The organism is Paenibacillus antri (assembly GCF_005765165.1).
Classification (GTDB): domain Bacteria; phylum Bacillota; class Bacilli; order Paenibacillales; family YIM-B00363; genus Paenibacillus_AE; species Paenibacillus_AE antri.
The window spans coordinates 204,422-225,617 of the sequence record NZ_VCIW01000006.1 but is presented as its reverse complement, the minus strand read 5'-3'; the positions used below and the strand labels follow the sequence as shown (position 1 = coordinate 225,617).

Annotated in this window: 12 protein-coding genes and 1 riboswitch; of the genes, 1 reads left to right on the top strand and 11 read right to left on the bottom strand. The window is 63.0% G+C overall.

Features of this window, described 5'->3' with window-relative positions:
• The first annotated feature begins 69 nt into the window (after positions 1-69).
• A complete protein-coding gene (locus tag FE782_RS12160) occupies positions 70-564 on the top strand; it encodes a hypothetical protein (protein WP_138194351.1) in 495 nt (164 codons plus the stop codon).
• Positions 565-698: 134 nt separating this feature from the next.
• Here the strand turns inward: FE782_RS12160 and FE782_RS12155 are convergent, their stop codons facing one another.
• The 11 genes from FE782_RS12155 to FE782_RS12105 all read right to left on the bottom strand — a co-directional run bounded on the left by FE782_RS12155 (position 699) and on the right by FE782_RS12105 (position 21,104).
• Positions 699-1,529, bottom strand: a complete 831-nt coding sequence (locus tag FE782_RS12155; RefSeq protein WP_138194431.1) for a CheR family methyltransferase — start codon at positions 1,527-1,529, stop codon at positions 699-701.
• A complete protein-coding gene (locus FE782_RS12150) occupies positions 1,529-4,771 on the bottom strand; it encodes a response regulator (RefSeq protein ID WP_138194350.1) in 3,243 nt (1,080 codons plus the stop codon). The genes FE782_RS12155 and FE782_RS12150 overlap by 1 nt, the downstream gene beginning before the upstream one ends.
• 27 nt (positions 4,772-4,798) lie before the next feature.
• A complete protein-coding gene (locus FE782_RS12145) occupies positions 4,799-7,309 on the bottom strand; it encodes an EAL domain-containing protein (protein ID WP_138194349.1) in 2,511 nt (836 codons plus the stop codon).
• Positions 7,310-7,398: 89 nt separating this feature from the next.
• Positions 7,399-7,482: riboswitch (cyclic di-GMP riboswitch) on the bottom strand.
• Between the two features lie 165 nt (positions 7,483-7,647).
• Positions 7,648-9,669: a transketolase gene (tkt, locus tag FE782_RS12140; protein ID WP_138194348.1), complete on the bottom strand. Its 2,022-nt coding sequence runs from the start codon at positions 9,667-9,669 to the stop codon at positions 7,648-7,650.
• A 537-nt stretch (positions 9,670-10,206) separates the two neighbouring features.
• Positions 10,207-10,704, bottom strand: a complete 498-nt coding sequence (locus FE782_RS12135; protein ID WP_138194347.1) for a hypothetical protein — start codon at positions 10,702-10,704, stop codon at positions 10,207-10,209.
• A 356-nt stretch (positions 10,705-11,060) separates the two neighbouring features.
• Complete coding sequence (locus FE782_RS12130; protein WP_138194346.1) at positions 11,061-11,465, bottom strand: PaaI family thioesterase; 405 nt, start codon at positions 11,463-11,465, stop codon at positions 11,061-11,063.
• Positions 11,466-11,570: 105 nt separating this feature from the next.
• The gene (locus FE782_RS12125; RefSeq protein WP_138194345.1) at positions 11,571-13,334 is read right to left on the bottom strand and encodes a long-chain-fatty-acid--CoA ligase; all 1,764 of its coding nucleotides are present in this window, start codon (positions 13,332-13,334) and stop codon (positions 11,571-11,573) included.
• 89 nt (positions 13,335-13,423) lie between these two features.
• Complete coding sequence (locus FE782_RS12120) at positions 13,424-15,217, bottom strand: acyl-CoA dehydrogenase FadE (RefSeq protein ID WP_138194344.1); 1,794 nt, start codon at positions 15,215-15,217, stop codon at positions 13,424-13,426.
• A 19-nt stretch (positions 15,218-15,236) separates the two neighbouring features.
• The gene (locus FE782_RS12115; protein ID WP_138194343.1) at positions 15,237-16,436 is read right to left on the bottom strand and encodes an acetyl-CoA C-acyltransferase; all 1,200 of its coding nucleotides are present in this window, start codon (positions 16,434-16,436) and stop codon (positions 15,237-15,239) included.
• A 25-nt stretch (positions 16,437-16,461) separates the two neighbouring features.
• Entirely contained in the window at positions 16,462-18,801 is a 2,340-nt protein-coding gene (locus FE782_RS12110; RefSeq protein WP_138194342.1) for a 3-hydroxyacyl-CoA dehydrogenase/enoyl-CoA hydratase family protein, read from the bottom strand.
• Between the two features lie 116 nt (positions 18,802-18,917).
• Positions 18,918-21,104 (bottom strand): (Fe-S)-binding protein, encoded by a 2,187-nt coding sequence (locus FE782_RS12105; RefSeq protein WP_238392450.1) that lies wholly within the window; start codon positions 21,102-21,104, stop codon positions 18,918-18,920.
• Positions 21,105-21,196 lie beyond the last annotated feature (92 nt).

Sequence of the window (21,196 nt, the reverse complement as noted above, 5' to 3'; positions counted from 1 at the left end):
CACGCGAGTAAGAGCTCGCTCCTATCCGCCGCACCGGTCGGCTCGACAGCGGCGGGCTGGCGGGCGATCGTGTCAAATTTTGAGCAGTTTGCGGAAATGAGCTCAATTTTTGAGCAGTTTATCTTGGCGGTCGGCTCGACAGCGGCGGATTTTCGGGCGATCGTGTCAAATTTTGAGCAGTTTGCGGAAATGAGCTCAATTTTTGAGCAGTTTGTCTTGGCGGTCGGCCCAACAGCGGCGGGCTGGCGGGCGATCGTGTCAAATTTTGAGCAGTTTGCGGAAATGAACTCAATTTTTGAGCAGTTTGTCTTGGCGGTCGGCTCGGCGTCAGCGGGTTGGCGGGCGATCGTGTCAAATTTTGAACAGTTTGCGGAAATGGGCTCAAATTTTGAGCAGTTTGTCTTGGCGGTCGGCTCGGCGTCAGCGGGTTGGCGTGTGATCGTGTCAAATTTTGAGCAGTTTGCGGAAATGAGCTCAATTTTTGAGCAGTTTGTCTTGGCGGTCGGCTCGACAGCAGCGGGTTGGCGGCCATCGTGTCAAATTTTGAGCAGTTTGCGGAAATGAGCTCAATTTTTGAGCAGTTTGTCTTGGCGCTCGGCTCGGCGTCGGTGGGTAGGCGAGGTTTCGGCGATGGCTGGCGGACGCCGAACGAAACAGGCCGGCCCCCTGGGGGAGCCGGCCTGCTCGAATCCTTTTCCTTACTTCACTTTCCTGTACAGCTTCTCTCCGCGGTGCACGTCCTCGAAGCGATCCGCGTACCTCGTGTACGCGATCGTCTCCTTGTCCCCGAGGCCGAGGATGCCGAATAAGCCCAAGCTTTCATAAAACAGCGTATGCACCTTCTCCTGCAGCGCCTTATTGAAGTAAATCAGCACGTTCCTGCAGAAGATGACGTTGAATTCGTTGAACGAGCCGTCGGTCACTAAGTTATGCTGCGCGAACACCACGTTCTTCGTCAGGCGCGAATCGAATTTGACCCCGTTGTCCGAGACATGGTAGTAATCGGAAAAGGCTCCCTTCCCCCCGGACTTCATATAATTGCCGGTGAACTTCTTCATATCGGACAGCGGGAAGACGCCGGCTTTCGCAATCTTGAGCGCATTCGCGTTCACGTCCGTCGCGTAGATCGTCGATTTTTCGTACAGCCCTTCTTCATGGAGAATAATCGCCATCGAGTATACTTCTTCGCCCGTCGCGCAGCCCGCGTGCCAAATCCGGATCGACGGATACGTCCGCAGCGCCGGCACGACCTTCTCCCGGAACGCGGCGAAAAACGACGGATCGCGGAACATCTCGGTCACGTTGATGGAGAAGTCCGCGATGAGCCGCCGCAAGCATTCGGGGTCGTGCAGCAGCTTGTCCAGCAGCGCGGTCACGGTCGGCGTCTTCTCCGCTTGCATGCGGTACCGGACCCGCCGGCGGATGGAGGGATACGCGTAATCCCGATAATCGTAGCCGCACCAGGCGTACAATCCCTGGAGCAGCAGCTCGATCTCGATCCGTTCCAGATCCTTCTCCGCGTTCTCCATCACGCATCCCCTTCCGGGTATACCCACACCTTCATCAAGGAAAGCAGCTGCGCCGGATCGACGGGCTTCGCGATATAATCCGACGCCCCGACCTCGAGGCATCGCTCCCGATCCTCCCGCATCGCCTTCGCGGTGAGCGCGATGACCGGCAGCCGCTCGAACGCCGGCTTCGCCCGCAGCCGCCGAATCGTCTCGTAGCCGTCCATCTCCGGCATCATGATGTCCGTCAGTACGATGTCGAACGGCGGGCTCCGTTCCAACAGCTCAAGCCCTTCCGCCCCGTTTTCCGCGAACGCGACGTCCATGCCCTGGGCCTCGAGCGCGCTCGACAGCGCGAACACGTTCCTTACGTCGTCGTCGATGAGCAGCACCCGCTTCCCTTCCAGCCCCGATCGACGTTCGATCGCTTCCGCGTCTAGCCCGGACGACGCTTCCGCACGGCTCGCGCCGGAGGAGAGGAACAGCTCCAGTTCGTCCATCAGCCGCTCGGGGGAATGGGAGTCCTTAATAATGATCGTATGCGCGTATTTCTTCAGTTGAATTTCCTCTTTCGACGACAAGTCGCGGCCCGTATAAATAAATACGGTCACCTGCTCCTGCGATTCGTCCGTCTTGATCGTCTCGAGCAGCTCGAAGCCCGTCGTGTCCGTCAGCCCCAGATCGAGCACCATACAGTCGAACGTATCGACCTTCAGCTGCTCGAGCGCTTCCTTGCCCGTCGACACGGCCTTAATGATGACGTCTTTGCCGCCGAGCAGCTCCATTAAGCTGCTGCGCTGCCTAACGTCGTCGTCGACGATCAGCAGCTTCTTGATGTGAGGGACCCGCGGAAGCGGAACGGGATTCGGCGTCGGTTCGACGGCGGACGGCGTCTGAGGAAGCTTGGCGCCCTCGACCGCCGCGGCCGCCTCGACCGCGGCTTGCGCGAGATTCCGCGCGTCGTCCGTCCCTTCGTAATCGCCTACGTAGAACGTAAAGACGCTCCCCTCGCCTTCTCGGCTCTCTACGACGATCTCTCCGCCTAAGAGCTCGGCGATTTCCCGGCAGATGGACAGCCCCAGCCCCGTCCCGCCGTACTTGCGGCTCGTCGTCCCGTCGGCTTGCTGGAACGCTTGGAAGATCAGCTCCTGCTTGTCCTCGGCGATGCCGATGCCGGTATCGGCGACGGAGAAGGCGATCGCCCGCTTCCCCCTGTCGGCGACGCCGATCTCGAGCGCGACGTCGCCTTCGTGCGTGAACTTGAACGCGTTCGACAATAAGTTCCGAAGCACCTGCTGCAGCCGACGCTCGTCGCTGTAGACCGTCTCCGGCAGACCGTCCCGCAGGACGACCCGGAACCCGAGCCCCTTCTCGCTCGCGACCGCGCGGAAGCTCGCCTCGGCGAATTCCGCCAGTTCCGCGAGACGGACGTCGCTCGGCGCCGCGTCCATCTTCCCGGATTCGATCTTGGCCAAATCCAGAATGTCGTTAATGAGCGCCAACAGGTCGCTGCCGGAGGAATATATGATTTTCGCGTATTCGATCTGCTTCTCCGTCAGGTTCCCCCCGTTGTTGTCGGACAGCAGCTTGGACAAGATCAACAAGCTGTTCAACGGGGTGCGCAGCTCGTGCGACATATTCGCCAGAAATTCGGATTTGTACTTGGAGCTGAGGGCGAGCTGTCTCGCCTGCTCGACCAGACCGACTCGGGCGATCTCGATCTCCTTGTTCGTCTCTTCGAACCGCTTGTTCTGCAGTTCCAGCCGTTCCGCCTTTTCCTTCAGTTCGGCGTTCGTCTGCTCCAGCTCCTCTTGCTGCGCCTGAAGCTTCTCCTCGGATCGTCTGAGCGCCAGCGTCTGCTCCTCGAGCTCTTCGTTCGTCGCGCGCAGCTCTTCCTGCTGGGACTGGAGCTCCTCGGACTGAACTTGCAGCTCCTCCGTCAGCACTTGCGACTGCTCCAGCATGGCCGCCAATCGAATGCGGCTCGCGACGCTGTCGAGAATGATCCCCAGATGAGACCTCATCTCCTCCAAGAACTCTTGCTGGATCGGCGTGAACGACTTGAAGGAAGCGATCTCGACGACCGCGAGCACTTCTTCCTTGAAGCTGATCGGCAATACGTATACGTTCATCGGAGGCGCTTCGCCCAACCCGGAGCGTACGGTGACGTAATCCGGCGGCACGGAGGTGAGGAGGATGGGGGCATTTTCCAAGGCGGCTTGTCCGATCAACCCTTCGCCCATCGAGAACGTGTTGGCGAGATGCTTCCGTTCCTTGAACGCGTACGACGCCATCAATTTCAATGCGGGTTCGTCCCGAAGCGCCTCCGTTTCCTTCGCGTAAAACACCGCATGACAGCCCTCCACCGCCGGCACCGCCTTGGAGAGGAACGACTTGGCGACGGCTTCCATATCGCGCGCGCCCGTGAGGAGCCCTGTGATTTCCGCGACGTTGGACTTGAGCCAATGCTCGTCCCGCTCCCGCTCCCGCTGCTCCGCGAGCGACGAGGCCATACGATTGAACGAACGGGCGACGTCGTCGATCTCGTCTTCCGACGTCGCTTCGATTATCGTCCGAAGATCCGACGTTCCGTCGGCGACGCTCGCGATGATGCCGGATACGCGGTTCAGCCGCACGGCGACCGTCCATACCCGCTTGTACAAGGAAGCCGCGGTCAACACGACGCCTAGGAGCGCCGCCATGCCGAGGATGAACAAGTTGCGTTGGAAGTCGCGCGGAACTTCGGTGAGGGCGCTCTCCATCTGCGACTCCAGATCGTCCGTCAGCTTCGAGATCGCTTCGAAAAACCGATCGTGGATCTCATGTCCCCGATCGTTGATCAACGCGACGCCTTCGGCGCGCCGGCCTTCGGCGAAATGCCGCACCACTTCGTCCTTGTATTCAATGAACTCGTGGTTTACGTCATGCACCCGCTCCACGAGCGCCCGCTGCTCGGGCGTCTCCACCATCGATTGGAGCATCGCGAGCCCGGTCACGACGGACTCGCTCTCCGCTTGCAGCAGCTCGATTTCCTTGTCGATGGACGCATCGTCTTGGAATAACGCCATATTCCGCAAGTAGATCGCTTCGTTTTTCACTTGTCGATGTATTTGCTCGGCGAGAAACGCGGTGTCGTAATCCGCCTTCAAGGAGGCGCTCATGGTCTTCAAAGTCGCGTTTTGAATCCAGCCGACGACGACCAGCAGCACGAAGAGAACGGGCAGCGCGCTGAGCCCCAGCATTAACTTCGTTTTAATTTTCATCAGGAACCCCTTCTTTCTCGGCTGACGCTACCCGGACTTTCGGTTCGCTCGAACCGCTTTCCCTTCGTCGATGCACGTCTGATAAATTTTCGCCATCGCCTGGACGCGATCGTTGACGTTGAGCTTCTGGAAAATGTGCGTAATATGGTTCTTCACCGTATGCTCGCTGATAAACAACTTATCCGAAATTTCCTTATTGTTGAACCCGTTTACCATCAAATGGAACACATCGAATTCCCGGGGGGAAATCGAGTACGTCTCTTTCGTATGAAGGAGCGCCCGGTTCAGAATTTCCTGGTTTTGGCTTTCCGACGGCTCGTCCCGAACGACGTGCAGCCGCTCCTGCGCGACGGCGGGATCGTTCGTTCCGTCCGTCTTGTCCGTCTTCGGCGCTTGAGAACGGACCAAGAACGCTTCGAAGTCGGCCGCCTCGACGGGAGGGCAGAACAAGTATCCTTGGAACTCGTCGCAATGCAGCGCTCGCAGCTTGCTTAGCTGCCCCTCCGTCTCTACGCCTTCCGCGACGACGGTCATGCGCAGGCTCTGCGCCAACGAGACGATCGCCTGCACGAACGGCGTGCTGTCGGACGCGCTCTTGCACAAATCTTGCACGAACGACTTGTCGATCTTGATCGAATCGACGGGGAAGCGCCGCAAGTAGTTCAAGGACGAGTAGCCCGTTCCGAAGTCGTCGATGCTGACGGCGATGCCGGCCGACTTCAACTGCCGCAGCGTTCTCGTTACGCTCTCCTCGTTCCCCATGAGCGCCGTCTCCGTAATCTCGATCTCCAGCAGCTCGGGACGCAGCTCGTTCTGTTCGAGAATGCGCCGGATCCGCTCGCCCGCGTCCCGATGCAGGAACTGATGGGCCGAGAAGTTCACCGCGACGCGGATCGGCGCGATGCCGGCCCGCTGCCAATCCACGCTCTGCTTGCTGGCCGTCCGCAGCACCCACTCGCCGAGCTCGGCCATCTGTCCGCTCTCCTCGGCGAGCGGGATGAATTCCGAAGGCAGCACGGTGCCCCAATTCGGATGCTTCCATCGAAGCAGCGCCTCCGCGCTCGTCACCGCCCCGGTCTTGACGTCGATCCGCGGCTGGTAGACGAGCCTGAGCTCCTCGCGCTCGATCGCCTTGCGCAATTCGTTCTGCAGCATGAAGTTTCGATAAGAGCTTAAGTTCATGCCGGTATGAAACACCTTGTACCGGTTCTTCCCTTGCTCCTTCGCGCGATAGAGCGCCGCGTCCGCGTTCTTCATCAGCTGCTGCGCGTCGTCGCCGTCGTACGGGAAGACGCTGATGCCGATGCTGGTCGTCACGAACAATTCGTACTGGTCGAGGTGGATCGGCTTCTGGAACGCTTCGAGAATTCGTTCGGCGCATTCGAGCGCGGTCTCCCGGTTCGTGTCCGGCAGCAGTACGCTGAATTCGTCGCCGCCGATTCGGGCCGCGAAGTCGCCCGCGCGCATGCAGCCCGCCAGCCGGTCGGCGACCTCCTTCAGCAGCTTGTCGCCGATCGCGTGTCCTAAGGAATCGTTTACATATTTAAACCGATCCATGTCCAAATACATCATCGACAAGTTCCCGGCGCTCCGCTTGGCCGCGTGCAGCGCTTCGGCTAACCGCTCGTTGAACCTTCTGCGATTCGGCAGCTGCGTCAGCCCGTCGTGATACGCCATATGCGCGATCGTCTCTTGGTCGCGCTTCTTCTTCGTAACGTCTCGAATCGTACATGCGACGATGCAGCGGTCCGACACGTACCGGCTGCCGAATTGAACCTCCGCAGGGAAGGCGCTTCCTTCCTTCCGCGTCGCGACCATCTCCGCGTGCGGTTCGATCGAAGGCGCGAGATCCATCCGGGCGACGGCTTCGAGCGCGGACGCGACGATCTTCCGCGAGGACTCGTCCGGAAACAACGAGAAGACGGTGTCGCCGACCATCTCCGTTTCGCTATAACCGAACATCGTTTCGACCGCAGGATTCGCCCGCAGGATCATCCCGCGTCCGTCCATGACGAGCATCGAATCGATCGACGTGCCGCTGATGACGTTCGCCAGCGCTTCGGAGACGCGCAGCTCCGCGTTCGCTCGCTCGACCTCCTTCGACTTCTCGGCGAGCGCCTCGCTCTGGCGAAGCAACTTCTGATTCAGCTTATATAAATCTACGAATCCCTCGACCTTCGCCTTCAGCACGATCGGATCGAACGGCTTCAAAATATAGTCGATCGCGCCGACGGAATAGCCGGTGAAAATATGGTTCGAATCCATGTAATTGGCCGTAATGAAAATGATCGGGATGTTCTTCGTCTTCTCCCGCGCCTTAATGATCTTCGCGGTGGCGAAGCCGTCGATGCCCGGCATCTGCACGTCGAGCAAGATGACGGCGAAGTCGTATTTCAAGAGGCACTTCAGCGCTTCCTCGCCGGAGGACGCCTTGATGAGCCGATAGTCGTCCCGTTCGATGATCGCTTCCAGCGCGAGCAAATTTTCGGGGCGGTCGTCCACCATCAAAATATTTATCACGGATTCATCGGTGTTCATTACGAGGCTTCCCCTTTCGAATGCATTCAGGACAACGAATGAGACAAAAAAATCCGGCCGAATAAAAGGGCCGGATGACTCTTTCCACGTTCGGCAGCTGGCTGGCATAGTGTAACACGTTAGCCCCTATAGCTTTGCGCCCCCAATTTTCAATGGGTTTGCCTAATTTTCCTGAGGATGTATATTCTACTAGGTCTTTCAAATCATTCTCTCAAAATCATTATAACGCTATTTCATGGATGATGATATACTTTTTCGACGAAAAAGCGCCGCCCGCCCTCTTGCGAGGGGGAGCGGCGCGAATCGCGCTTATGCGCTTATAAAGCGGTAAGTCGAATCTACTTCAGCAGCGCCTTCACCTTGGCGACGACGTTCGGCACCGTGAAGCCGTACTCTTCGATCACCTTCGGTCCCGGCGCCGATGCGCCGTACGTCGAGATGCCGAGGATGTCTCCTTCGTCGCCGGCGTACTTATGCCAGCCGAACGGCGAAGCCATCTCGATGACGAGGCGCGCCTTCACGTCCGGCAGAATGACGGATTGGCGGTACGCCTTGTCTTGCGCTTCGAAGCGGTCCATGCTCGGCATCGAGACGACGCGAACGTGGATGCCCTCTAGCGCGAGCGCCTTCTGCGCGTCCACGGCGAGCTGCACTTCGGAGCCCGTCGCGATAATTTGCGCCGCCGGCTTCGCGCCCGCCGGCGCGTCCGCGATGACGTATGCGCCGCGAGCGATGCCGTCGCGCGCGTTCTCCGCCGTGCCCGCGAGCACCGGCAGGTTTTGGCGGGTCAAGATGAGCGCGACCGGACGGTCTTTGCTCGACAACGCGTAGCGCCACGCTTCCGCGGTTTCGTTCGCGTCGGCCGGGCGGATGACCGTGACGTCGATCATCGAGCGGATCGCCGCGAGCTGCTCGATCGGCTCGTGCGTCGGGCCGTCTTCGCCGACCGCGATCGAGTCGTGCGTGAACACGTACACGACCGGCAGCTTCTGGATCGCCGCGAGACGAATCGCCGGACGGAGGTAGTCGGAGAACACGAAGAACGTCCCGCCGAACGCCTTCACGCCGCCGTGCAGCGCCATGCCGTTCATCGCCGCGCCCATCGCGAACTCGCGCACGCCGAAGTAGACGTTCCGCTCGGCGTAGCTGCCCGGTTGGAACTTGCCCGTGTCGTTCAGGTGCGTGTTCGTCGACGATTCGAGGTCCGCGGAGCCGCCGAAGAACGTCGGCAGGTTCGGCGAGATCGCGTTGATGACCTTGCCGGACGCCGCGCGAGTCGCCATCGGCTTCTCGCTAGTGTCGAACGTCGGAATCGCCGCGTCCCAGCCCGCCGGGTTTTCGCCCGCGAACGCCGTCTCGAATTGCGCGGCCAGCGCCGGATGCGCGTCGCGGTACTTCGCGAACAGCTCCTTCCATGCCGCGGCCGCCGCATCGCCCTTCGCCTTCAGCTCGGCGAAGTTCGCCGCGACCGCTTCCGGCACGTGGAACTCCTCGTGCGGCCACTCGTAGAACGCCTTCGTCAGCTTCGCCTCGTCGCCGCCGAGCGGCGAGCCGTGCGGGCCAGCGTGGCCGCCCTTGCCTTGCTTGTTCGGAGAGCCGTAGCCGATGACCGTCTTCACTTCGATCAGCGTCGGGGCGTCGCTGTTCTTCGCCGCCGCGATCGCCTTGTTGATCTCGGCGAGATCGTTGCCGTCGTTCACGCGGATGACGTTCCAGCCGTAGCCCTTGAACCGCGTCTCCACGTTCTCGGAGAACGCGAGGTTCAGATCGCCGTCGAGCGAGATGTCGTTGGAATCGTACAGGACGACCAGCTTGTTCAGCTTCAGATGAGCCGCGAGCGACGCCGCTTCGCCGGAGATGCCCTCCATCAGGTCGCCGTCGCCGCAGATGACGTACGTGTAATGATCGATGACGTTGTAGCCGTCGCGGTTGTATACCGCCGCCGTGTGCGCTTCCGCCATCGCCATGCCGACCGCCATCGCGAACCCTTGGCCGAGCGGCCCCGTCGTCGCGTCGACGCCCGCCGTGTGGCCGAATTCCGGGTGACCCGGCGTCTTCGAGCCCCATTGGCGGAACTGCTTCAATTGCTCCATCGGCGTGTCTTCGTATCCGAATAAGTGAAGAAGGCTGTATAACAGCATCGAACCGTGGCCCGCGGACAGGACGAACCGATCGCGGTTCACCCACGTCGGATTCGCGGAGCTGTGGTTCATGAATCTCGCCCAGAGCTCGTAGGCCATCGGGGCGGCGCCCATCGGCATGCCCGGGTGGCCGGATTTCGCCTTCTCGATCGCGTCGATCGACAGCGTGCGGATCGTGTCGATCGACAGTTGGTCGATCGTTCTGCTTGCAGTTGTCATGCTTTCTCTACTCCTCCTTGGCGTTTCAGACAATTGGTTTCATTGTACCACTGTGCCGAGGCCTTTGCCACAGCGCCGTGCGAAAGCGCAGGCGTCGGGCGACGTCTCGCTTTCGCGCGCTTCCCCCGGCTACCGCCGCTCTAAGCGCGTATTCGCGCTTATGTCGCACGCTTCCCCCGTCTTCCGCCGCTCTAAGCGCGTATTCGCGCTTCTTTCGCACGCTTCCCCCGTCTTCCGCCGCTCTAAGCGCGTATTCGCGCTTATTTCGCGCGCTTCCCCCGGCTACCGCCGCTCTAAGCGCGTATTCGCGCTTCTTTCGCACATTTCCCCCGGCTACCGCCACTCCAAGCGCGTATTCGCGCTTATTTCGCAAGCTTCCCCCGGCTACCGCCGCTCCAAGCGCGTATTCGCGCTTATGTCGCACATTTCCCCCGGCTACCGCCGCTCCAAGCGCGTATTCGCGCTTATGTCGCACGCTTCCCCCGTCTTCCGCCGCTCTAGGCGCGTATTCGCGCTTATTTCGCACATTTCCCCCGGCTACCTCCGCTCCAAGCGCGTATTCGCGCTTATTTCGCACATTCCCCCGGCTACCGCCGCTCTAAGCGCGTATTCGCGCTTCTTTCGCACGCTTCCCCCGTCTTCCGCCGCTCCAAGCGCGTATTCGCGCTTATTTCGCACGCTTCCCCCGGCTACCGCCGCTCTAAGCGCGTATTCGCGCTTATTTCGCACGCTTCCCCCGGCTACCGCCGCTCCAAGCGCGTATTCGCGCTTATTTCGCACGCTTCCCCCGACTTCCGCCGCTCCAAGCGCGTATTCGCGCTTATGTCGCACGCTTCCCCCGGCTACCGCCGCTCCAAGCGCGTATTCGCGCTTATTTCGCACGCTGCCCCCGACTTCCGCCGCTCCAAGCGCGTATTCGCGCTTATTTCGCACGCTTCCCCCGGCTACCGCCGCTCCAAGCGCGTATTCGCGCTTATGTCGCACGCTTCCCCCGTCTTCCGCCGCTCTAGGCGCGTATTCGCGCTTATTTCGCACATTTCCCCCGGCTACCTCCGCTCCAAGCGCGTATTCGCGCTTATGTCGCACATTTCCCCCGGCTACCGTCGCCCTAAGCGCGTATTCGCGCTTATGTCGCACATTTCCCCCGGCTACCGCCGCTTCCTGCGAAACGCCGGCCGGGTCCGTTCACTCACGACGCCGCTGCTTGTCCTTCTTCCCCTCCTTCTGCAGGCGTGCTAACCATGAGAACAAAGTATGTATCGGCACCGGTACTCTCAGCTGAGTAAAAGGAAACCGAGGAGAAGGAGCGGCCAAACAGTCACCCAAGGGAGCCGGGGAAAAGAAAACCGCCTCCCCTACATAGCAGTAAAGGAAGGCGGTATCCTAGTTTCCTAATCCAATAGCCGAAAGCTGCCGGTGCCGATCGTGCCGAGCTTGCCGCTCGCGTCCTCCACCGACGCTTCGACCGTCAGCGTCGTGCGCGTCTCGTGCAGCACCTTGGCGGTCGTCCGGAGCGGGCCGGGGCCGAGCGACGCGACGAAGTGCACGTTCAGGTTCGTCGTCACCGTGCGCTTGTCCGGGTAGGCGCTCATGACGGCGAGGCCCATGGCGTTGTCGAGCAGCGACGCCAAGACGCCGCCGTGCACGATGCCCATCGCGTTCAGGTGCCGCTTCTCGGCGACAAGGGCGATGACGGTCCGCTCCGGGGACACGGCCTCCGCCTTGCAGCCGAGCAGCTCCCAAAACGTCCCCTGCGCGCGCTCCTCCAGCTTCTTCATCCATAAGCTCATATCCATGCGTAATCCCTCCGTTCGCCACCATTGTACCGCCGCGGCGACCGATTTCCAAAAACGGCGAAGGACGCCCCGAGCGTATGCCACAACGCGCGGGACGTCCTCGCCTCAAGCTTTCGGCGGCGGCGGCGGCGGACACCCCTCGGCGGAGCCCTCGTCCGCGCCGGACGCGGCGCCCGAAGCCGCCTCCCGACCGGCGGCCGCCTTCGCCTGTTCCTCCTCGATCAGCGCGCGGCGCAGCACCTTGCCGATCATCGTCTTCGGCAGCTCCTCGCGAAACTCGAAGTACCGCGGCACCTTATAAGCGGCCAGATGCTCGCGGCAGTACGCCTCGAGCGCCGGACCGTTCACCGACGCGCCCTCCTTCAGCACGATGTACGCCTTCACCGTCTCGCCCCGATACTTGTCGGGCATGCCGACGGCGACGGCCTCCTTGACGGCCGGGTGTTCATATAACACTTCTTCGATCTCGCGCGGATACACATTGTAGCCGCTGGCGATGATCATATCTTTCTTCCGATCGACGATCGCGAAGAAGCCTTCCTCGTCCATCGTCCCCATATCGCCCGTGAACAGCCAGCCGTCCCGAAGCACCTTCGCCGTCTCTTCCGGACGGTTCCAGTACCCTTTCATGACCTGAGGGCCGCGTACCGCGACCTCGCCGATCTCCCCGGCGGGCAGCTCCTCGCCCGTCTCCGAATCGACGATGCGCGCCTCCGTATCGGGGAACGGAATGCCGACGCGCCCGATCTTCCGCTTCCCCCAGATCGGGTTCGCGTGCGTCACCGGCGAAGCCTCCGTCATGCCGTAGCCTTCGATCAGCCGCGCGCCGGAGAGCTCCTCGAACCGCTCCTGCACCTCGACCGGCAGCGACGCCGAGCCGCTGACGCACGCCGAGATCGACGTCAAGTCGTATTCCTTGATGCGCGGATGGTTAATCAAGGCGATATACATCGTCGGCGCGCCGGGGAACACGGTCGGACGCCGCTTGTGGATCGTCTTCAGCACCGTCTCCGCCTCGAAGCGCGGCAGCAAAATCAACTCGCCCGCCGTCAGCGCCGCTTGGTTCATCAGCACCGTCAGGCCGAACACGTGGAAAAGCGGAAGCGCCGCCAAGAACTTCTCTTGCCCTTCCCGGCATTTGTGAAACCATAGCTTATTCTGGTACGTGTTCGCCGTCATATTGAAATGCGTCAGCATGACGCCCTTCGCCACGCCCGTCGTGCCGCCCGTATACTGCAGCACCGCGACGTCTTCCACGGCGTCGACCGGCTCCAGAATCGGAGACGCCGGCGCCGAAGCGAGGAACGTCTTCCACGGCGTCACCGTCTCCGTCCAATTCACCTTCACGAACTGCTTGCTTCGCTTCAGCTTCAAGGGATAAAGCCAGCTCTTCGGCCAAGGCAGCTGCTCGGCGACGGACGTGACGATCATTCGTTCCAGCAACGTATATTCGCGAATCGCCTCCACCCGCGGAACGAGCTGATCCAGCGTCACGATCGCCTTCGCGCCGGAATCGCCGAGCTGATGCTTGAGCTCTTGCGGCTTATACAGCGGGTTCGTCTGCACGACGACGGCCCCCGTCAGAAGCGTGCCGTAGTATGCGATGACGGCCGCCGGGCAATTCGGCAGCATGATCGCGACGCGGTCGCCCTTCGCGACGCCGTGCGCGCGAAGGGCGTTCGCGAACCGGTAAGCGGCGTCGCGGAGCTCGGCATACGTATATCGGGTGCCGAGAAACTCGACGGCGGGATGCGACGGGTAGCGGTCGGCGCTATCCACGAGCAGCCGAGCTAGATTCATAGACGGATAATCGTACGTCGGAGGAACCTCTGCCGGATAGCTGTCGAGCCAACGTTTCGGTTGTGGCATATCGCTTTTTCATCCCTTTCGCTTCGATTGAGCGTAAGCGATTCTCTCCCTCGCGCGGAAGTTCGGCCGCCGCCAAGAGGCCGTTCCCGTCAGTCTACGTACTTCTCGCTATCGACGACCCGCGCCGCGATCTCGCGCTTCAGCGCCGTCGCGTTGATCGGCTGGTGACGCGCCAATTTCTTCAGCGCCGACAGCATCGTCCGCAGCGCGTCGCCTTCCTCCATCGCCGCGAGCTGGCGCTTCGCGAGCCCCTCGATCGCGTCGAACGCTTCCTGGGCGTACACCCGCGTCATGAGAATCGCGAGCTGCGCTTTCGCTTCGCCGGCGGCGGCGATCCGCTTTTTCGTCCGCAGCAGCGCGCTCTCCGCCGCATACGCGAGAATCATGACGTCGGCGAGGGCGCTCAGCGCCTCCTGCTCCTTTTCCAAATTCATGCCGTACTTCTGCACCGCCGCGCCGCCGACGAGCAGGAATATCTTCTTCATCGTGCGGACGAGATGCGCCTCTTGCTCGAGCGCGCCCTCGAACGACGCCGGCGGGGAGAACGACAGCAGCTCGCTCTGGAACTCCTGCGCCTTCTGCAGCAGCGGCAGCTCGCCCTTCAGCGCTTTCTTCAGCAGCGTGCCGGGGATGAGCATCCGGTTGATTTCGTTCGTTCCTTCGAAAATGCGATTAATCCGGCTGTCCCGATAAATCCGCTCGATCTTGTACTCCTGCACGTAGCCGTAGCCGCCGTGAATTTGGACGCCCTCGTCCGCGACGAAGTCGAGCGCCTCGGAGGCGAACACCTTGTTGATCGAGCACTCGATCGCATATTCGGCGATGCCGCGCGCGGACTCCCGGCCGGCGTCGGGCGCGTTGTAATCGAGGCCCGCCAGGCTGTCGTTAATGAGCCCGGCCGTGCGGTACACCATGCTCTCGAGCGCGTACGTGCGGACGTTCATGTCCGCGAGCTTCGCCCCGATGAGCGGGAAGCTCGAGATCGGCCGTCCGAACTGCTGGCGCGTATTCGCGTACGCGGCCGACAGCGCGATCGACTCCTTGCAGGCGCCGACCGTGCCCGCCGCCAGCTTGAACCGGCCGATGTTCAGAATGTTGAAGGCGATCACATGGCCGCGGCCGGGTTCGCCGAGCAAATTTTCCACGGGGACATGCACGTCTTCGAAATACAGCGGCACGGTCGACGAGCCCTTGATGCCCATCTTCTTCTCCTCGGGTCCGGTCGTGAAGCCTTCCATGCCGCGTTCGAGGATGAACGCCGAGAAGTCGGTGCCGTCGATCTTCGCGTAGACGATGTACACGTCCGCGAAGCCGCCGTTCGTAATGTAGATCTTGCTCCCGTTCAAGATGTAGTGCTTCCCGTCGCTAGATAACCGCGCCGTCGTCTTCGCGCCGAGCGCGTCGGAGCCGGAGGCCGGCTCGGTGAGACAGTACGCGGCGATTTTCTCGCCGGTCGCGAGCGCGGGCAAGTACTTCTCCTTCTGCTCCTTGCTTCCGAAAAAGACGATCGGCAGCGTGCCGATGCCGACGTGAGCGCCGATCGACAGCGCGAAGGAGCTCGCCTTGGCGAGGTTTTCGTTGATGATCGTGGAGCTGATCTTGTCGAGGCCCAGCCCGCCGTACGCCTCGGGCACATCGGCGCCGAGGAGGCCGAGTTCTCCCGCCTTGCGCATCAGCTTGACGGTCAGCTCGTAGTTCAGCTTTTCGAGTCTCTCGTCGTGCGGCAGCACTTCGCTCTCGATGAAGTCGCGCGTCGTCTCGGCGAACATGCGCTGCTCCTCGGTGAAATCCTCCGGCGTCGCGACCGCCTCGGGCGGCGCGTCGTCGATGATGAAGCCGCCGCCCGCGAGATAAGGCTTGAGATTGCGTTCGGATACGGACATGGCAGGTGCCTCCCCTTCTTTAATGAACTTCGAACACGCCGGCCGCGCCCATGCCGCCGCCGATGCACATCGACACGACGCCGATGCCGCCGCCGCGTCGGAGGAGCTCGTGAATGAGCGTCGCGGACAGCTTCGTGCCGGTGCAGCCGAGCGGATGGCCGAGCGCGATGGCGCCGCCGTTCGCGTTGACGCGGGCCGGGTCGAGCTCGAGCGCGCGTACGACCTGCACGGCCTGAGCGGCGAACGCTTCGTTGATTTCGAACAGATCGACGTCCGAGGCGGACAGTCCCGCCATCCGAAGCGCCTTCGGAATCGCCTCGACCGGGCCGACGCCCATGATCTCGGGGTCGACGCCGGCGAGCGCGAAGGCGCGGAACGTCGCCAGCGGCGGGAGCCCGAGCGCCTCGGCGCGTTCGCGGCTCATGACGAGCGCGGCGGCGGCGCCGTCGCTCGTCTGCGACGCGTTGCCCGCGGTGACGGTGCCGCCGGCGGCGAACGCGGGACGCAGCACGGCGAGCGCTTCGAGCGACGTGTCCGGGCGGACGCCCTCGTCGACGTCGAAGACGAACTCGCGGCTGTACGGCCGGCCGTCGTCGCCGACGCCGCCGAGGCGCGCCGTCACCGGGACGATTTCGTCCCGGAACGCGCCGCGGGCGATCGCCGACGCCGCCTTCGCGTGCGATTCCACCGCGAACCGGTCTTGATCTTCGCGCGAGACGCCGAAGCGGCGGGCGACCTCCTCGGCGGTATGGCCCATGCTCATGTAGGCGGCGGGCATCGACTCGACGATCGCGGGATGCGGGGCGGGCTTGAAGCCGGCCATCGGCACGTGGCTCATGCTCTCGACGCCGCCGGCGATGACGACGTCCGCCGCGCCGAGCATAATGCGCTCCGCCGCGAAGGCGATCGACTGGAGGCCCGACGAGCAAAACCGGTTGATCGTAATCGCCGGCACCGTCGTCGGGAAGCCTGCGTACAGCGACATGATGCGGGCGAAGTTGAGCCCCTGCTCGCCCTCGGGCATGGCGCAGCCGATGACGATATCCTCGACGTCGGCCTTGGCGACGCCCGGCGCGCGGTCGATGACGGCATTCAGCGCGGCGACGCCGAGATCCTCGGCCCTGGTTTGGGCGAGGCTGCCCTTCTTCGCGCGGCCGACCGCGGTGCGGGCGATGGAGACGATGACGGCGTCGCGGCTTCGTGGAGTAGCGTAGGTCATGTTCGGATCCAGCCTCCCTCTCGGATTAATTGCGCAGCGGCTTGCCGGTCGCGAGAATATGCTGCATGCGCGCCTGCGTCTTCGGCTCCCCGGTCAGGCTGAGGAACGCTTCGCGCTCGAGGTCGAGCAAATATTGCTCGGCGACGAGCGCGCCCGCCGGCACGTCGCCGCCCGCCAGCACGTGGGCGAGCTTCTTCGCGATCAAGAGATCGTGATCGCTGATGTACCCGCCTTGGCGCATCTGCAGCGCGCCCATCTTGAGCACCGCGGCGCCGTCCCGGCCGACGACGCGGATGCGCTGCCGCGGCTTGGGCGCATAGCCGGCTTCGTCTAAGGCGAGCGCGAGACGCTTCGCCTCGTAGATGCGATGGTCGACGTTCATGACGACCCGATCCGACGCGCGCATGTAGCCGAGATCGCGCGCGTTCGGGCCGCTCGTCGACGTCTTCGCGAGCGCGATCGTCTCGAACGCCGCGTTGATCGCCGGCTGCAGGTCCTCCTCGGGCGAAGCCGCCTCGGCGGAGATGCGCAACGCCATCTCCTTGCAGCCGCCGCCCGCCGGGATAAGGCCGACGCCGGTCTCGACGAGGCCGAAGTACGTCTCGGACGAGAACAAGACGATGTCCGCCGGCATGCACGCTTCGACGCCGCCGCCGAGCGTCATCCGGTGCGGCGCCGCGACGACCGGCTTCTCGAGCGCCTTCAGCGACATCATCGCGTTCTGGAACATGCGGATGATGCGGTCGACCTCATCCCATTCCTCGTCCTGCGCCTCCATGAGCAGCAGCATCAGGTTAGCGCCGACGCAGAAGTTGCGCCCTTCGTTCGCGACGACGAGCCCGCGCCAGTTCCGCCGCACCTCCTCGACGCCGCGCTCGATCATCGTCAGAATGTCCCCGCCGATCGCGTTGTTCGGCGAGTGGAACTCGAGGCAGACGATGTCGTCGCCGATGTCGACGAGGCTCGCGCCGGGGTTGGAGAGGACGACGCTGCCGGGCCGCTCCTTCAGCGCGCGCAGCGATATTTCTTCCTTAGGCATCTCGACTTCCGCGTAGGACCCGGCGCTCGCATAAAACCGCTTGCCCGCGTCGGACGCGTAGAACGTTTCGTTCCCGGCCGCAAGCCACGCCTCCACCCATGCGGGGATCGCGCGCCCCTCCCCGCGCATCCGCTCGACGGAGCGGCGGACGCCGATCGCGTCCCACGTCTCGAACGGGCCGAGGTCCCAATTGAAGCCCCACTTCATCGCGTTGTCGATGTCCAAGGCGGTGTCCGCGATGTCGCCCAGCTTGTCGGCCGCGTATAGCAGCACCGGCGCGAGAATGTTCCAGGCGAGCTGCGAGTACCGGTCGTTCGCGCCCAGCAGCGCTTTGATTTTCCCGCGCGCGCCCTTCGCCTGCTTCGCCGCCTCGATCGCCGCTCCCGCGGGCTTCCGCCCGACGCCGTACTCGAGCGTCAACAGATCGAGCGACTGGATGACGCTCTTCCCGTCCGCTCCCTTGATCTTCTTATAGAAGCCCTGCCCGGACTTCTCCCCGAGCCAGCCGCGCTCGACGAGCGTCCGAAGCGGCGCCGGCACGTCGAAGACGTCCCGCTCCGCCGGATCGCTCGTTCCGCCGTGCACGTTCCCCGCCACGTGGACGAACGTATCGAGCCCGACGAGGTCGAGCGTGCGGAACGTCGCGCTCTTCGGCCGGCCCATCGCCGGGCCGGTAATCGCGTCGACCTCGTCGACGGTATAGCCGCCCTTTTCCATCTCCCGAAGGGTGACCAATAAGCCGTACGTGCCGATCCGGTTCGCGACGAAGTTCGGCGTGTCTTTGGCGACGACGACGCCCTTGCCGAGACGGCGCTCGCAGAACGCGCGCATCGCGGCGACGACTTCCGGATCAGTATCCGGCGTCGGAACGATCTCCAGCAGCTTCATGTAGCGCGGCGGATTGAAGAAGTGCGTCCCGAGAAAATGCTTCCGAAACCCCTCGCTCCGCCCCTCGCTCATCGCGTTCACCGAGATGCCGGACGTATTCGTGGAGACGATCGTTCGCGGCCCGCGGACCGCGTCGATCCGCTCGAGCAGCCGACGCTTGACGTCAAGCTTTTCGGTGACGACCTCGATGATCCAATCGACCTCCGCGAGCTTGCCTAGATCGTCGTCGATGGAACCGGGGACGATCAGCTGCGCGTCGGCGCTTCGAAACAGCGGGGCGGGATTCGTCTTCGGAAGCTTGGCGACGGCCGAAACCGCGTATTCCCGCTTCACGTCGAGCAGCAGCGTCGGAATGCCGGCGTTCGCGAGATGCGCCGCGATGCCGGAGCCCATGACGCCCGAGCCGATGACCGCCGCCTTCGAGAGGGTGAATGCCATAGTGGATAAATACCTCCTAGATAAGGGTTAGGGCTATTTCCCAGCTGAGCGAAGGGAAACCGAGGACAAGAACGACGCGCAAGAGAGCGGGCATCCCGACAATCGGCGGCAGCGCGTCAGGTCCCGAAAACGGCCGCCTCCAGCAGCTCCGCTACGTCGCGCGCCTTCACGCGGTCCTCGACGTTCTTCAGCTTCGTGCCGTCCTCCACCATCGTCAGGCAATACGGGCACGCCGACGCGACGACGGTCGGATCGACCGCGAGCGCCTGCTCCGTACGGGCGAGGTTGACGCGCTTCCCCTGCGTCTCCTCCATCCACATGCGCCCGCCGCCGGCGCCGCAGCACATCCCGTTCGACCGGCTGCGCTCCATCTCGATCAGCTCGACGCCCGGGATCGCCCGAAGCACGTCGCGCGGCGGCTCGTAAACTTCGTTATAGCGCCCTAAGTAGCAAGAATCGTGATACGTGACGCGCTCCTTCACCTCGTGCTTCGCCTGCAAGCGGCCCTCCGCCACGAGCTGCGCCAGCAGCTCCGTATGATGCAGCACCTCGACGTCCGCCGCCAGACCGAACTCCGGATACTCGTTCTTCAGCGCGTTGTACGTATGCGGGCAGGCGGTGACGATGCGGCGGACGCCGTACTTTTCGAAGGTCGCTACGTTCTCCCCCGCCAGCTGCTGAAACAGCATCTCGTTGCCGAGCCGCCGCGGCGTATCGCCGGAGCCCTTCTCCTCGTTGCCGAGCACCGCGAAGTCGACGCCCGCTTCGTTCAGAAGCCGCGCCACCGCGCGCGACACCTTCTTCGTCCGGTTGTCGTACGAGCCCATCGAGCCGACGAAGAACAGGATGTCGAAGTTCGGGTTCTCCTTGACGGTCGGCACGCGCGTCAGCGGGTCCGCCGGCGCCGGCTGCGGCAGCTTCAGCTCGTCGATCCACTTCGCCCGATCGCTGCGGGAGAGGCCCCACGGGTTGCCCTGGCGCTCGATGTTTTGCATAGCGCGCTGCCCGTCGTGCGGCAAGCTGCCCTCCATCAGCACGAGATGCCGGCGCAGATCGACGATCTTGTCGACGTGCTCGTTGCCGACCGGGCATTGATCCTCGCAGTTGCGGCACGTCGTGCACGCCCAAATTTCCTCCTCCGTCATGACGCCGCCGACGAGCGCGACCTCCTCCGGCTTCGCATCGGGTCGCAGCGTCCAGCCTGCCTGCTGCGCCGCCATCGTGGGAGCGATATCCGTAATCGGCGGCGGCAAACCGGCGATCGCGGCCGGCGCAGCCTCCGACATGACGTGCGCGCCGCCCTCCGCCGCGCCGAAGGCGGGCACCCATGGGGATTTGGAGGTGACGGCGGCGCCCTTTTCGATCAGGTGGTCCCTTAGCTTTACGATCATATGCATCGGCGACAGCAGCTTGCCGGTACTCGACGCGGGGCATACGTTCGTGCAGCGGCCGCACTCGACGCATGCGTAGAAATCAAGCATCTGCTTCTGCGTGAAATGCTCCACCGTCCCGACCCCGAACGTCTCCGCGGTCTCGTCCTCCAGGTCCAGCTTCGTCAGCCTTCCGACCGGCTCCGTCCGCTTCAGCAGCAGATTGAGCGGCGCGGTCAAGATATGGAAGTGTTTCGATTGCGGCACGTACACGAGGAACGACAGCAGAATGAGCAGATGCGCCCACCAAGACACGTAGAAGCCGATCGACGCGCCGAGCTCGCCGACGCCGCCGAACGCCGACGCCAGCGCCGAGCTGATCGGCGCGGTCCAGGCCGCCTCCTCGCCGTGCCGCAGCCGGTCGAACGCGAGCGTGAGCAGCACCGAAGCCATGAGCGAATAGATGAACCACGTCACGACGCTCGGCTTCCAGCCTCGCTTTAACCGCTTCAGCTTCTCCCCGTACCTGCGGTACGTCGCGTACCCCATCGCCAGCAGGACGAGCGCGACCGTCGTCTCCTGCAGCAGCTCGAAGACGGCGTAGCCGGGCAGCGGCGGCGGTCCGCCGAACAGCCCGCGAACGACGATGTCGAGCGCGCCGAATTGGAGAAGGATGAAGCCGTAGAAAATGACGATGTGCATGACCCCGCTCCGCGCGTCCTTCAGCAGCTTCTTCTGCCCGAACACCTCGGCGGCGAACCGCTTCGTCCCCCGGGCGGCCGCCTCGCGCAGCGCCTCGCCCAGCTCGCGCCCGCCGATCTTCCGGCCGAGCCGCAAATAGTCGTACCTGCGGCGGACGACGCGAATAAACAACGCGAGCGCCCCCGCCGTTACCGCCAAAAACGCCAACCCATTGACCGTTGTCCAAATCAAGGCGTACGCCTCCCCCTCTCCGCCGCGACTGTTCGGGACAAGCATTGAAGCGCTTACACTAAACCGCTTGCATCTCCGCGTAACCAATATAC